Raw genomic sequence first — 13,999 nt, 5'->3', positions numbered from 1 at the left:
AAGTATTAATGGAGGTTTAGTCATGAAAGACAAGCAAATTGAAGAACTTATAAAAGCAGAAAAAAAGCGCCAAACGGACGGCCTGGAACTGATTCCTAGCGAGAATTACGTTTCGTCAGACGTGCTTCAGGCGCTCGGTAGTGTTTTCACTAATAAATATTCAGAAGGCTACCCTGGTCGACGTTATTACGGCGGACAAGAAAACACCGATCAAGTCGAGCAGTTGGCAATTGACCGCGCTAAGAAACTTTTCAAAGCAGATCACGCTAACGTCCAGCCGCATTCTGGAGCGCAGGCTAATGAGGCTGTTTATTACGCTTGGTGCGAACCCGGCGACACTATTCTGGCTATGGATTTGGCTCACGGCGGACATCTTACTCACGGCGCCCCGGTTACTCGTAGTGCCAGAGAATACAACTTCATTCGCTATGGCATAAAAAATATCGACACTGGCGAAATTGATTATGAAGAAATTCGTCAATTAGCCTTAAAGCACAAACCAAAGATCATTTTGGCGGGATTTTCGGCATATCCACGAGAGTTGGATTATGAAAAATTTGCCGAAATTGGCAATGAGGTCGGCGCTATGTTAATGGCAGATATGAGCCATATTGCGGGGCTAATTGTTAGTGGCGTCGCCAAAAACCCATTCGACTATGGCTTTCATGTAATTACCACAACAACTCATAAAACTCTGCGTGGGCCACGAGGCGGGCTGATTCTTAGTCGAGGAATAGTTGGTAATCCATTGAAAAAACCAGAGAAAACTCTCGAAAATTTGCCTACGTTGATTGATCGAGCGGTATTCCCTGGCACGCAAGGCGGACCGCACATGCACACCATCGCCGCAAAAGCCGTAGCGTTCGGTGAAGCTTTACAGCCAGAATTCAAAGATTACGCCGAGCAAATCGTGAAGAATGCAAAAAGACTGGCGGAAGAGTTGCAAAAGCGCGGCTTTAAGTTAGTAACTGGCGGCACCAGCAACCATTTAATTCTGGCAGATATTCACAGCAGTTTCGGTATTGACGGCAAGGAAGCGGAAATCGCCATGGATAAAATCGGTCTGACACTGAATGCCAATGCGATTCCAGACGACCCTCTGCCAAGGTTTAGGCCAAGCGGCATTCGTCTAGGCACTCCAGCCGTCACGACGCGAGGCGCCAAAGAAGACGACATGGAAAAAATCGCGGAATGGATGAGGCGGTCAATAGATAATCGCGATAATGACGATGAGTTGGCTGAGCTCCGTAAAGAAGTCGTAGAATTCTGCCATACTCTACGAGATATTTAATGTAAACCCGCACATAAAAACTCCGGTATAATGCCGGAGTTTTTATTTATATACTTAGCTAATTAACAGCCAGTACCAATTTTTCGCTCTTCTACTAGACGACTTGAGAAATTGTAGTACTTAACGTGCGCACCCGTAGCATCACCCGTAGCCGGACATGGAACATACTCAATAGTATTAGCCTCTGCAGGAGCAGCAGGAGGAGTAGCAAAAGTACCAACATTAACTGTACTTGAGTCCAAGTAATACGGTTCGCCAGAATTAGCAGCGTTTGTTAAGTCCGGTAAGCCAGTTGGGTACTTACTCTTAGCTGTGTTGTATAGCTCAGCTTTCTTAGCGACAGCGTCAGCAGCAGATTTAGCAGCAGATGTCTTTGCCTGGTTTTGCAAACCGTTGTATGCAACCAAAGAAACAACTGTCAAAATTGCGATGATCACGATAACGATCAAAAGCTCAACTAGTGTAAAACCTTGATTTTTGATATTCTTTGTAGTCACGATAATGTGCCCCCTAAATTGTTAGTTTGATTTGTAACTTGATAATACTACAACGTTTTTAAAAGCGCAAGCGTTTTTTAATATATATATCGATTTTGGACCGGACGAAGGAATAAAGACTCTGTTGGGCTATTCCTGTCTTCATTAGTGCCGTCACCGATTTGCCCTTCATTATTTAACCCCCAACAGTACGAACGCTTATTTTCCATAATGACACAGCCGCGGTTAGCTCCAGCCGACAAACTAACAATCTTCTCTCCCGCAGGCAGTCCATCCTTAACTTGCATAGGTTTATATGTCCATTTAATTCCGTCGGGCGGATCCAGGTATTTCTCGTTTGCCCCCAATTGCCCCATCTCATTATTTCCCCAACAATAGACTTTCTTAGTACCAGCATCGTCCATCAAGGCACAAGAATGAGAAATACCAACTTCAACCTGCAGCGCCGTTCCGGGTAAGTCAGAAACTTTCTTCGGCTCAATATGCTTTTTAATAGGAGAGCCATTCCCCGGAGATCCAGCCTGTCCGCGCCCAGCGCCACCCCAGCAATATACTCCGTATACTGTGTCTGTGTCTGCCTTAGCGACAGCGCAGGTGTGAGTTACATAATCAGGATCTTTTTCCCACCAATATCCATCCTGAGATATATCAATCACATTTTCCAGCTCCTTAACTCGAGTAGCTCGACTATAATTATCGCCAGCTATTGGACCAACACCCAGCTGCCCAAACTTAGCCTGCCCCCAACAGTAAGCCCTTTTTTCGGTAGTTATAACACACATAGTCCGTGAACGAGATCCGCCAGTTGATAGCTTAGTGGCAGAATAATTGTTAGGGAGCCTATCAAATCCACCTGAATTAATCCGTGCTGGTGTTGCGCTAAACTTAGGGTTGCCCGGACTACCGTAGCCCAACTGCCCCCTGTCATTTTCACCCCAACAGTACACCTTACCTGATGCAATAGCACATGAAGTATTACCCGTCCCTCCAATTGCGCTAATTTTATCTCCAGAAAAATCTGCAGCTAGCGCGCCAGTAGGTGGCTTAATCTCGACTGGGACACTAGAATATTTACCGCCGCCAGAATCCCCATTGCCCAGTTGCCCAGACCTATTATCACCCCAACAGTATATTCTCCTGCCAGTACTTGATTTAGTTAACACGCAACTATGATGTTGTGCTGTAAAAATATCGATAATCTCACCATTCCTCATATCGCCAATAGAACGAACTTTCACTGGAATATTAGAGTCGCTAGTAGTTCCATCACCCAATTGCCCCATATTATTTTTACCCCAACACCATACATTATTCGACAAAATCGCACACGTACGATTAGTGCCACTTACTATGCGCGTTGCGTCAATGTCAGCTGGCCAAGTGACCGATTTTTTTACAACAGCAGTATAAGTTTTTAGGACTGTGCCACTACCATTTGTTATTTCAACGCGACCCTTTGACGAAATTTGAGCAGTAGCAGCCGACAAAGCCACACCAGACGACGCACCTTTAGTTGACGCCTCCAAATCACCAACTTCAAAAGTCGTTCTTAACTTGCTGTTCTCAAATACATATCTATTACCAGGAAAAGTTACAGCCCCCTTGCAATTGGTTTCTGGACGAAGCGGTCCAATTCCACCAGGAACCGAACTCCATGATTGTTCGGCTCCATTAGCATCCAAACAAGCATTAGCGTAAGCCGTACCTGCCTCACCAGCCTCTTGGGCTAATTTATAATAGTACTCTTCCTGAGAGTAAATATACGACTGAGTCACAACCCTCATAGCACCAGCCAAAAGCGCCAATATAAAAGTGCTCATAAGGATAATCAGCACCAAGGAATAGCCATTTTTTCGTTGAATCATAAGTTATTTATCTTTCGTATCATTAATGTTTGAGAATCGGAAACTTGTTTACTTGGTGATTGTATCGTTAAAGTAACCTCTACATTATCCGCACCATCAAGAGATTTCTTATCACTATCTGGAGCGTCGCTATTTTTGCTTATTAGCGTTTTTCCATCATAGTAATTAATCTTAAATTCCGAAACTCCAGTCGCTAAAATCGAATCTTCACGAAGCTTCATGGCTCGATCTTTAAACTTATCAGCATCCAGGCTATTCATACAGAAATATCCCGCAGCAGACCCTGAGTATGGCGCTGGAGGATAACTGGAGAAATCAACTAAATCATTATAGATAGTCCGCCGATGCAGCTCTCTATTCTTCAAAAAATATATGACTATTTTTTTATACTTCGGCTGCTGAGTCTTATTTGCTCCACAGTCAAACTTCGGAGTTCTTAGATACACAATCTCCCTAGAATCAGCGCCGCGCCCCATATTTGCAGCATATTGAAGCAATATAAGTGAGTTCTTTTCGGGGTCAGTAATGGCGCTACTTGAATACGGATTACTTCTATATCCCCATTCCCTGGGCGTCGAGCCAGCGAAATTTTTATCCGTAGCAAAAGTATCTTCCCCATCGCGACTGCTCACCTTAAAGCGCGAAGCTTGACGTACGTCAGTTTCAATTGCATCCATGGAATTGTGCATATTTCGACTAATCTCGGCTTTTGCCTTGCTGATAGACGCACTTTGGTTTGCAGAAATTAACATCTGACTAAATACGCCGACAACCATTGCAATGATAACCATCACCATTGCCAATTCGACTACGGTAAAGCCCCCCTCATTAGAACGCCACATATGTCGCATGTACCACCTTCTTTCCACTACCCACACCAGAACTTGGCAATCCATACTCTACGATAGACTCCACTTTAACCGGCATCCCCAGGCTAACTGTTCCACTCTTACATCCGTATGGCGCTGATGCATATACTTCCTGCTTAACCGTTCCTGGTAACCCGTCAATATTACCCACACTTTCCTCAACTTTATATCTAGAACCCGGAGCCCTAAAGATTGGAGGAGGGTCTGTACATTTAAACCAAGACGGAGCGGAATCATTTGCGTAACGACGCATATTATTATATGCCAGAAGACTCGCCTTGTTGTACTGGGCATTCATGACTGATATTTGGCTAACTTGCGCTTGCATACTCAAAATAACAATCAAAAAAATACTAATTACAACCAACGTCACCGCTACCTCAACAATAGTAAATCCATCACTTTTTTCCGCTAGTCGCGCCATATACTATCCACCTTCTTCTCTACTCCTGTTGAAAACTCTTTATATATAATGCTATATTTCACACAAGTTACCGCTACAACATCAGACACAGGACTGGATGCAGGCTTCGTGCAATCGCCGTCATCCACATTCGAAGCTTCATACAATAACTCACCATTACTACCGCCAGCCCAATCACTACGATTACACTTGATCATCTCCTTTTTCAGAGAATCACCTCCTACAATTGATGAAAAATCCTTAATTAAATCAGCGCAGGAAGGATATTCGTGTCCGATAGCACTAACATTTTTATATTTGTAATATCGCTCCAACCTCAAGGACAGCTCAGATACATCAGCTTTTTGCTCCTGATCTCTAGTCAAATTCAAAAATCTTCCACCGCCAACAAAGGCAATGCTAGCCAAAATTGCAACAACCACCACTACTATCGCCACTTCAATTATCGTATAGCCACCCGTCCCACGATTCATATCAATATTGTAGCGCAAATCTACAAAAAAGCATATGCTTATTATCAGGAAAGTTCTAACGGCTCTTGCTCAATTTTTATACCGAACTTGTCAAAGACAATTTGCACAATTTCCTCGCGAATCGCTGCCAAGTCATCATAACCAGACGCCGAATCATTCACGAGCACCAACGCGTTCTTTTCATAAACCCGCATGCCGTGACTGCGATAACCCCTTAAGCCAGCCTTATCTATCAACCAGCCCGTCGGGATTTTATATCTTCCGTCAGACATTGCATAATTTGGAATGTCGCTATATTCTCTTTGCAATTCTTCCAATTTCCACTTTTCAACCAGCGCATTTTTGAAGAAAGAACCTGCGCTTGGTAGTTCAGCTGGGTCTGGCAATTTTTCCGAACGAATATTAAGAACTGCCACGCGAATCACCGACAAATTGACCTCACGAATATCATTCTCGTCAATATATCTCTGCAAAGAAGCATAATACGGCGGTTTCGGCTCTGCTTTATTTAGTCGCAAAGTAATATTCAGAATGCAATATCGCCCTTTTTCCTTGTCGCGAAAAATGCTATTTCGATAAGAAAAGTCACATTCATCAGCAGAAATAGTTACGATTGTATCGGTTTTTGAATCGTAAGCTTCCAGACTAATCAACGTGTCGGCAATTTCTTGCCCGTACGCCCCAACATTCTGGACTGGCGCAGCTCCAGCCGTTCCAGGAATCCCCGACATAGCTTCAATTCCCTGAAGTCCAAGCCCAATAACCTTCTCAACAGCCTCATCCCAAACTTCGCCCGCACCAATTTTCACATCAGTTGTTTCGTCGGTTTCAGAGATAACCTCAAAACCTTTGATCTTATTCAACAGTACGATTCCTTCAAAAACCTCGTCATGCGTAATTACATTACTGCCACCGCCCAACACAAAAATCGGCAAATTTTCCTTTCGGGCATTACGATATAGCGACACAACATCACCAGCAGAATCTGCTGTCGCCATATAGCGAGCCTCACCTCCCAATTTCATAGTTGTGTATTGTTTCAGTGATATATTAGTCATGACATCCATGCATATAGTATATCATTTTACTCGGCCGTCATCTATGATATAATAACTTCATACGCACCCGTAGCTCAGCGGATTAGAGTACTTGGCTTCGAACCAAGGGGTCGCAAGTTCGAATCTTGCCGGGTGTACCAAAATAGCTCGTCATTATGACGGGTTTTTATTTATGATGATCATAAAAACACTAGTTAAGGGGCTGGGCTAGTTATTCAATGGCGGATTCTGAATTCCTGACGGCATTTGCGCGGATTGCGAACCTAAAATTTGGCGAATTTGATCAGCGGTGATAACTGTAGTCGAGCCAGGTGCGACAGTTCCCGCCAGCATTTGCTTGGCGACGGTATTCTCGACAGCTCGCTGGACAACGCGACGCATCGGGCGAGCTCCCAATCTTGGATCATAACCAGCCTCGACTAGCAATTTCTTACCTTCTTCCTCGACCGCAACTTGAATTTTTTGCGGCGCCAAAGTCTTATTAACTCCCGCCAAAATCAAATCGACAACCTGCAGCAACTCATCTTTTCCTAGCGGACGGAACAAAACGATTTCATCAAAACGGTTCAAAAATTCTGGGCGGAATAAATTGGCATTAATCAACTCGTTGATAAATGTCTGCTCGAACTGCTCCAATTGATAGCCCCGCTCAATATATTCACGAATTCTATCCGCGCCAGCATTTGACGTCGCAATTACAATCGTATCGCGAAAACTAATTTCTCGGTTATTTTCATCACGCAATATTCCTTCATCCAAAAGCTGCAGAAGTGTCGTCAAAACCTGAGGATGAGCCTTTTCAATTTCGTCCAAAAGCACGACAGAGAATGGGCGCTTCTGAACCTGAGCGGTCAAACTCCCTGGATCTCGCGCGCCGTCCGCAATCAACCTAGCCACGTCATCCGGCCTGACAAATTCGTTCAAATCCAAGCGAATCATATTGCCTTCACCGCCAAAATAAACATCCGCCAAAGCTTTAGAAAGCTCCGTTTTACCAACACCAGTCGGACCAAGAAACAGGAATGCGCCAATCGGTCGATTCTGATTTCTAACACCTGTGCGCGCGCGGCGAATAGCGTCAGAAACAACTGTCACGGCTCGCGTTTGATTGATCATTCGCTGATGAATTAACGACTCCAAGTTTAACAATTTTTCCTTTTCGTCACTCAAAGATGCTACCGAAATTTTTATACCAAGAGTCTTTTCAATCGCATCGTCCACAGATTGCGCGGTCACTAGCCCGCCACTCGCATAACTTGCCGCCGCTTCCAAAATTTTCAACGCCTTACCTGGCATTACCAAATCCTGAACATAACGATCACCAACACGATACGCCTCCGCCAGCGCCTGATACATATACGTCACTTTGTGCTGCGCCTCAAATAAAACCAATTGATCGCGCATAATTTTCATAGTTTCGGATTCATTTGACGGCTGAATTGCAATTGTATTCAAAGCGTGAGCGAGCTGCGGCTTAGTCTGGGAAATTTGCAAAAATCGCTGATCGTCCATCGTTAAAATCGTCCTAAGCCTGCCCGCTTCCAGGATTGGCAATAGCACATTACTCAAGTCAACCGAACCAACGCCTTCTTCGAAGAATAATTGCGCATTGTCCAGACATAAAATCACGTTTTTCGACAGAAAAGCTTCGTTCAAAATCATCGTTACTAGATTTTCCAATTCCCCGCGACCCGACGCTACGCTGATCAACGACGACGCGTCCAGCATAAAAACTTGCTGATACATCAGTGAACCAGGAACGTCTCGATGTCCGTCAATTAGCATTTCAGCAAACGCCGACACGACGGTACTTTTTCCCGCGCCGTCAGCTCCGACCAGCGTAATATTCTGCCGACCGCCAGAACTAAACGTTTTGAGCATCTGCCCCAGCGCCTCCTCGTGCGCAGCCAACTTAGTTGTAAACGCGCCGCCAGATACACTGACGCTAATATTCTGAGCAAATCGACTCAGCAGTGGCGTATAGCCAAAAGACCAATCCCTAGCAATTCCGCCCGTATTCAGCGGCTTCTCTTTATATTGGTCAATCAGCGCCTTTATTCGCTCGTACCATCGAATAGTCTCCTCGATATCATGAAAATCGATCTTCATATTCGCCAGCAAAGAATCGTGTTGTGGCAATTGCTTTACTATCGCCGCCGCCAGAACCGCGCTAGTAATCTTCGGACTTTCCGTGCTCTGCCAAATTTCAATCGCCGCCTGCCAAATCTGCTCCGTTCGATTCGGATCGTCGACGGAAATATTGCGCAAGAAATTCGGCGTCAAACCCAGCCGCACTGCCAAAAATTGCCCAGCTCGCGTGCCTGTAATCGCCTCAGCAATATCAATCGGCGTCGGTCTGCGCGGCAATTTGCCCAAAACGTCCGCCGCCATCACATCGTCAATTGTCTTAGGATTTTTACTAATTTCCGCAGTTTTAAGATCTTTCTCCCACCAAATCGACACCATAATCATCGGGCCACTCAGACCAAATAATAGCCAGCCGATTGCCCCGTGTTCGATCAACGACCACAGACCAAGCAGCACCATCATAATGCCGACAGCTATCGCCACGACATGCCAAGCATTACCAAACCTTACAGAAAATCGCGCCTTCCGAGACCGTAAACTGTCGTAATTAAATCTCGGCTCTATTTCCATACAGAAACTCCCATTTGCCATAAAATAATTCCGATAAACGGCATCAGCGGCAGCGCTAGCCACATAATAATTCCTAAAATCATCCACAAAAATCGTAGCAATATCATCAATATTCCAATAATTATCACCATCGAGCGCACCACCGCGCCAATTACTCGCGAGAACATCTTGTCAAAAAACGCAGATAGTTGCACGGATAAGTCGCCGCCAACCGGAGCGGCTGAAATCTGGCGAAAAGGATTGAATAAAGTTTTCAAAAGCAGCCCGACTGAGAAAAAATCCGCGGTTCGTAAAACACCCAGAAAACTTTGTCGGATATATTGCAACAAGCCATTGCCATACCACCACTGAAAGATACCCACCAAAAACATATTGATATTGTAGCACATCGACCCGGCAGAGTATAATAGACAATATGGCAAGACAGATGATTAGTACTATTATTGGCAAAAGCGTCAAGAAAGTCGCTAAATTACGCGGTGGCGGTTCAGCCTTGCCGGGTTTGGTGATTGAAAAAATTGACCCAAAATTTATTCAGAGAACGCTGGCGGATTTGCCGCAAGGCGTGGTGATTATCAGCGGAACGAATGGAAAAACGACGACGACAAAAATTGTCGTGGAACTATTAGAATCAGTCGGGCTGAAAGTCTTCACGAATCGCACTGGTAGCAATTTTTCCCGAGGCGTGGCAGCGGCGCTACTTGATGAGGTTAATATCCGCGGCAAGCTGGACGCCGACATTGCAGTTCTGGAACTGGACGAAGCTTGGGCGGTTAAATTCGTGCAGATTGTTCGACCGCGCTTTTCTCTGCTTCTGAATGTTATGCGCGATCAATTGGACAGATTTGGAGAAATTGACAATACAGCCGCATTGCTCCAAAAAATAGCTGAAGCCACCAGCGACACTGTCGTTCTCAATCGTGACGATCCGCGAATTTTTAAGATTAGCGAGAATATTCAGGCTAAAAAAGTTTTCTTCGGCACAACTAGCGAACTGCTTCAATTGATGCCAACGGACGACACTTTAAAATACGGAACCGCAGTCGCAAATCAAAGCGTAGCCGCTGATGTTTTATTGAAAAAAATTAACGCTCAACAGGCGACTTTTCAAATTGACAATAAAGAAATTGACGTAGATCTGCAACTCACTGGAGTTTATAATCTTCTCAATGCGGCGGCGGCGGTTGCCCTGGCTCGACAAATCGCGGGACCGGAAATTACCGATACGATTTTGTCTGCGCTGGAAAACATAAAACCGGCGTTTGGTCGCGGTGAAACAATTTACCTAAACGGCACGCCAATTGAGCTTATTTTAGTGAAAAATCCGAGCGGCTTTCGGTTAGCACTTCTGTCGTTTGCCAAAAACAATAGCACTACGATGATCGCCGTTAATGACAATTACGCCGACGGACGAGACGTAAGTTGGTTCTGGGACGTCGATTTTTCGCTATTAAAAAACGTAGCAATGATCAGCGGTGCGCGTGCTTACGATATGGCTTTGCGACTTCAATATGACGACATTTCAATTGGGAAAATTGACACCAATATTTCGAAAGCCCTGGAGGATTTCATTAATACCAATCCTGATGAGCCAAAACAGATTTTTTGTAGCTACACGGCCATGACAGCAATTCGCCGCCTGCTAAGCGAAAAAACCGACGTGGAGGAAATATCATAATGAAAATAACAATTGCGCAACTTTATCCGCGAGATATGAATCTTTATGGCGACTGGGGCAACACGCTAGTCCTGAAAAAACGACTAGAACGACGCGGCTTTGAAGTTGAGATTATCGATCACAATCCAGGCGATTCAACGGATTTTTCTAAAATTGATATTTTTGTTGGCGGCGGCGGACAAGATTCTGGGCAGACGATTATTCAGAATGATCTTCTGTCGCGAGCTGATGAACTGCGGCAATTAGCAAAAGACGGCGTGCCGATGTTGATGATTTGCGGAATGTACCAACTATTTGGTCGATTTTTCCGAACACTCAAGGGTGAGGAAATTGTTGGCGCTAACATTCTGCCGATTGAAACAATTGCTGGCGACGAGCGGATGATTGGTAACATTGTCATTAGAAGCCAGGAATTTGGAGATATCGTTGGCTACGAAAATCACAGCGGACAAACTTTCTTAGATAAGACCGTCAAACCTCTTGGGCAAGTTATTAAAGGTGCCGGTAATAATATGACCGACGCAAACGAAGGTGTTCGCTACAACAATATCATCGCCACTTATCTCCACGGTCCGATTCTACCTAAAAACCCGCAGATTGCAGACTTTCTTATCGGCGAAGCGCTAGAGCGACGCGGCGTAAGCGCAGATTCGGGGCTGGAAAAAATTGACGATACTTTAGCGAATAAAGCGAGAGAGATAGCGTTAAAATTATCCAGATAATTCATGAAAAAAATCCGTATATATCTTAAAAAGCTATATGTATTTCTTCATAAAATGCCCGGTTGGATTTGGCTAATTCCAATCTTAATTTTAGCCGTCAACGTTCGACTTACCTATTTAACAAAAGCCGATATTTGGCACGATGAAGGATATACGGCAGCCATCATTCAGCAGCCAATCAGAGGAATTATCGCCATCACAACCACAGATGTTCACCCGCCGCTTTATTACGTTATCATGCACGTTTGGCAATCGATTTTCGGCAATTCCGTAGCTTCACTCAGAGGGTTTAGCGTTACGTGCGGAGTTCTGACAATTGCTCTATTATTTCTATTACTCCAAAAACTTTTCTCTAAAAGAATCGCCGTATTCGGAAGTTTTTTAGCAGCGCTAGGACCGTTCTTAATTCGCTATAGCGACGAAGCTCGAATGTATACACTAGCAGCACTTTTGGCTGTAGCAATGACATATGCGTTTGTCGTGGCGGTCGAGCGCAAAAATAAGAAGTTTTGGTGGGCGCTATATGGAATCTTAGTAGCACTCGGTCTTTATACACAATATTTCCTAGCGTTAATCCTACCCGCACATTTCGCATATATTTGGCTAAAACTTGGCAGAAATCGCACTGCCATAAAAAATATATTTAAGGACAAAAACGTTTGGCTTGCCGCCGGGACATGCTTTTTGCTATTTCTCCCCTGGCTACCAATCATGATCTCCCAAACCAGCCGGGTAAGCGGCGGCTTCTGGATCCCTGAAGTCACTAAATTTACCATCCCGACAACACTATCAATGTTCTTGACTTACGACGACAGGATTGTCCGCTATTTTGGGTTGCTACTACCGCTAATTATAATCGCAATTTCATTCATTCTAGCCAAAAAACTTCCCAGATATCAAGCGGCAATTTGGATTTTAACAATTTGGCTGCTGCTGCCAATGATCATCATTTACGCACTCAGCCAGGGTCGACCAGTTTACTTAGATCGATACTTCACTTATTCAGCGCCGGCGTTTTACGGTTTGATTGCAGTATTCATCGGGCTTATTTTTTCTAATAAAAAATGGTGGTCTATTGGAATATCTATCGTCCTGACATTATTTATTGGTCATTATATGTGGCATATCGGAGGTAAAAATATTACGGAATCATCCTGGAACAATACCAACACAGCCATGAATCATATAAATGGAAACATCCAGAATAGTGATGTTATTATCTCTGGCGAGATCTATACTTATTTTCACACTTCCTATTACAACCGCACAAATAAAGAAATTGTCCTGCTGAAGCCAAAAGAAGAGCTGGGCTGGGTTGGCGAATGGGGATTAATTAAGAAACTAAATACTCCAGAAATTAGTTCTTTAGAGTCAGTAAAATCTCCAAGAGTATGGCTTATTCTTCGCGAAAAAACATATGACGAATATAAAAAACAAGTTCCGCCCTATTGGCAATTAAAGCAAGAATTCCATGATGGCGACTTGATTATTGGACTATACGAAAATAAAAAATAACTGGTTAAACGCCAGTTATTTTAATACACTGAATGATTTCAATTGGTCGGGGTGAAAGGACTCGAACCTTCGACCTCACGGTCCCAAACCGCGCGCGCTAGCCAACTGCGCCACACCCCGAAGATATCTTTATCATTCGTTCTGATCTATCTTAACATATATCACTAAATAAGTACAGAATAAATTTGCAAACAAACTTTTATACTTTGTGAAGTATAAAAACAACTTGGCAAGTAGCTTACTTCAGGATAAGATATATTGTATGAATTACACAAAACCGTATACACCTCCAACACTAACCGTGGATGCAGTAATTTTTCAAGTAAACAATAATACCCTGGAAGTGTTATTATTAAAACGACCGAACGAACCTTTTAAAGGAGAATGGGCCCTCCCTGGAGGATATAATGCCAAGGGAGAGACGACTACAGATGCGCTCGAACGTGTAGTTTTCCAAAAGACAGGCGTAAAAATTAAAGACGACCTACGATATATTGAACAGCTTTACACTTTCGATACGATTAATCGTGATCCACGAGGACATGCAGTATCTGTAACTTACATGGGTTGTGGACGCAATATTACATACAATGAAGATTTAGAAGTGGCATTTTTTGATGTAAATAAATTACCAAAACTAGCATACGATCACGCCAACATCATTAAATACGCTAAAGAACGCCTAATTGCCAAAATGACATACACCAATTCGGCATTTGCTTTTCTGGATCGAAGATTTACCTTAACGCAACTGCAAACAGTTTACGAGATAGTTTTTGGTCGTAAATTTGACAAGCGTAATTTTCGAAAAAAATTCCTCGGCTTAAACTTAATTCATGAGACTAATGAGTTGTGGCGAGACGGCGCACATCGTCCAGCAAAGTTATACGAGTTCAATTCAAGTAAGCTCGAGAATTTAGATCGTAGTTTCGACTAATCTCTCTGTAAA

At 43.8% G+C, this 13,999-nt stretch carries 13 protein-coding genes and 2 tRNA genes; 6 read left to right on the top strand and 9 right to left on the bottom strand.

The features are described from left to right. Positions 1-22: 22 nt before the first annotated feature. Positions 23-1,291, top strand: coding sequence for a serine hydroxymethyltransferase (locus LRM49_RS00790; protein WP_243777986.1), 1,269 nt, complete (start codon positions 23-25; stop codon positions 1,289-1,291). A gap of 62 nt (positions 1,292-1,353) precedes the next feature. Here the strand turns inward: LRM49_RS00790 and LRM49_RS00785 are convergent, their stop codons facing one another. The 6 genes from LRM49_RS00785 to murB form a co-directional block, all read right to left on the bottom strand. Next, positions 1,354-1,788 (bottom strand): prepilin-type N-terminal cleavage/methylation domain-containing protein, encoded by a 435-nt coding sequence (locus tag LRM49_RS00785; RefSeq protein WP_243777985.1) that lies wholly within the window; start codon positions 1,786-1,788, stop codon positions 1,354-1,356. A 77-nt stretch (positions 1,789-1,865) separates the two neighbouring features. Further along, positions 1,866-3,653, bottom strand: coding sequence for an RCC1 domain-containing protein (locus tag LRM49_RS00780; RefSeq protein WP_243777984.1), 1,788 nt, complete (start codon positions 3,651-3,653; stop codon positions 1,866-1,868). After that, a complete protein-coding gene (locus tag LRM49_RS00775) occupies positions 3,650-4,495 on the bottom strand; it encodes a type II secretion system protein (RefSeq protein WP_243777983.1) in 846 nt (281 codons plus the stop codon). Before LRM49_RS00775 ends, LRM49_RS00780 begins: the two co-directional genes overlap by 4 nt. Then, complete coding sequence (locus LRM49_RS00770; RefSeq protein ID WP_243777982.1) at positions 4,482-4,946, bottom strand: type IV pilus modification PilV family protein; 465 nt, start codon at positions 4,944-4,946, stop codon at positions 4,482-4,484. The genes LRM49_RS00775 and LRM49_RS00770 overlap by 14 nt, the downstream gene beginning before the upstream one ends. Then, positions 4,934-5,419 (bottom strand): prepilin-type N-terminal cleavage/methylation domain-containing protein, encoded by a 486-nt coding sequence (locus LRM49_RS00765; RefSeq protein ID WP_243777981.1) that lies wholly within the window; start codon positions 5,417-5,419, stop codon positions 4,934-4,936. The genes LRM49_RS00770 and LRM49_RS00765 overlap by 13 nt, the downstream gene beginning before the upstream one ends. A gap of 44 nt (positions 5,420-5,463) precedes the next feature. Further along, positions 5,464-6,486 (bottom strand): UDP-N-acetylmuramate dehydrogenase, encoded by a 1,023-nt coding sequence (murB, locus tag LRM49_RS00760; protein WP_243777980.1) that lies wholly within the window; start codon positions 6,484-6,486, stop codon positions 5,464-5,466. A 54-nt stretch (positions 6,487-6,540) separates the two neighbouring features. Here murB and LRM49_RS00755 point away from each other — a divergent pair. Further along, positions 6,541-6,617: transfer RNA gene (locus LRM49_RS00755), tRNA-Arg, on the top strand. A 67-nt stretch (positions 6,618-6,684) separates the two neighbouring features. Here the strand turns inward: LRM49_RS00755 and LRM49_RS00750 are convergent. Next, complete coding sequence (locus LRM49_RS00750; RefSeq protein WP_243777979.1) at positions 6,685-9,135, bottom strand: AAA family ATPase; 2,451 nt, start codon at positions 9,133-9,135, stop codon at positions 6,685-6,687. After that, entirely contained in the window at positions 9,126-9,506 is a 381-nt protein-coding gene (locus LRM49_RS00745) for a hypothetical protein (RefSeq protein ID WP_146475579.1), read from the bottom strand. Before LRM49_RS00745 ends, LRM49_RS00750 begins: the two co-directional genes overlap by 10 nt. Positions 9,507-9,550: 44 nt before the next feature. Here LRM49_RS00745 and LRM49_RS00740 point away from each other — a divergent pair, with 44 nt between their 5' ends. Genes LRM49_RS00740 through LRM49_RS00730 form a run of 3 tightly spaced genes read left to right on the top strand, consistent with a single transcriptional unit; the run spans position 9,551 to position 13,050 of the window. Then, a complete protein-coding gene (locus tag LRM49_RS00740) occupies positions 9,551-10,813 on the top strand; it encodes a Mur ligase family protein (protein ID WP_243777978.1) in 1,263 nt (420 codons plus the stop codon). Then, entirely contained in the window at positions 10,813-11,535 is a 723-nt protein-coding gene (locus LRM49_RS00735; protein ID WP_243777977.1) for a type 1 glutamine amidotransferase, read from the top strand. The genes LRM49_RS00740 and LRM49_RS00735 overlap by 1 nt, the downstream gene beginning before the upstream one ends. A 3-nt stretch (positions 11,536-11,538) precedes the next feature. Then, positions 11,539-13,050 (top strand): glycosyltransferase family 39 protein, encoded by a 1,512-nt coding sequence (locus LRM49_RS00730; protein WP_243777976.1) that lies wholly within the window; start codon positions 11,539-11,541, stop codon positions 13,048-13,050. Positions 13,051-13,093: 43 nt separating this feature from the next. Here LRM49_RS00730 and LRM49_RS00725 read toward each other — a convergent pair. Then, a tRNA-Pro gene (locus LRM49_RS00725) sits at positions 13,094-13,170 on the bottom strand. A 106-nt stretch (positions 13,171-13,276) separates the two neighbouring features. Here LRM49_RS00725 and LRM49_RS00720 point away from each other — a divergent pair. Further along, entirely contained in the window at positions 13,277-13,987 is a 711-nt protein-coding gene (locus tag LRM49_RS00720; protein ID WP_243777975.1) for an NUDIX hydrolase, read from the top strand. Positions 13,988-13,999: the final 12 nt, after the last annotated feature.

The organism is Candidatus Nanosynbacter sp. HMT-352 (genome assembly GCF_022819365.1).
GTDB lineage: Bacteria > Patescibacteriota > Saccharimonadia > Saccharimonadales > Saccharimonadaceae > Nanosynbacter.
The sequence above is the reverse complement of the archived record's forward strand: the minus strand, read 5'-3'. Positions and strand labels throughout refer to the sequence as shown.

What these genes read in the sequence shown, in the direction of transcription:
- LRM49_RS00790 (WP_243777986.1), top strand. Translation starts at nt 23, where the DNA reads ATGAAAGACAAGCAAATTGAAGAACTTATAAAAGCAGAAAAAAAGCGC.
- LRM49_RS00730 (WP_243777976.1), top strand. Translation starts at nt 11,539, where the DNA reads ATGAAAAAAATCCGTATATATCTTAAAAAGCTATATGTATTTCTTCAT.
- LRM49_RS00780 (WP_243777984.1), bottom strand. Translation starts at nt 3,653, where the DNA reads ATGATTCAACGAAAAAATGGCTATTCCTTGGTGCTGATTATCCTTATG.
- LRM49_RS00735 (WP_243777977.1), top strand. Translation starts at nt 10,813, where the DNA reads ATGAAAATAACAATTGCGCAACTTTATCCGCGAGATATGAATCTTTAT.
- LRM49_RS00740 (WP_243777978.1), top strand. Translation starts at nt 9,551, where the DNA reads ATGGCAAGACAGATGATTAGTACTATTATTGGCAAAAGCGTCAAGAAA.
- LRM49_RS00765 (WP_243777981.1), bottom strand. Translation starts at nt 5,419, where the DNA reads ATGAATCGTGGGACGGGTGGCTATACGATAATTGAAGTGGCGATAGTA.
- murB (WP_243777980.1), bottom strand. Translation starts at nt 6,486, where the DNA reads ATGGATGTCATGACTAATATATCACTGAAACAATACACAACTATGAAA.
- LRM49_RS00775 (WP_243777983.1), bottom strand. Translation starts at nt 4,495, where the DNA reads ATGTGGCGTTCTAATGAGGGGGGCTTTACCGTAGTCGAATTGGCAATG.
- LRM49_RS00770 (WP_243777982.1), bottom strand. Translation starts at nt 4,946, where the DNA reads ATGGCGCGACTAGCGGAAAAAAGTGATGGATTTACTATTGTTGAGGTA.
- LRM49_RS00745 (WP_146475579.1), bottom strand. Translation starts at nt 9,506, where the DNA reads ATGTTTTTGGTGGGTATCTTTCAGTGGTGGTATGGCAATGGCTTGTTG.
- LRM49_RS00750 (WP_243777979.1), bottom strand. Translation starts at nt 9,135, where the DNA reads ATGGAAATAGAGCCGAGATTTAATTACGACAGTTTACGGTCTCGGAAG.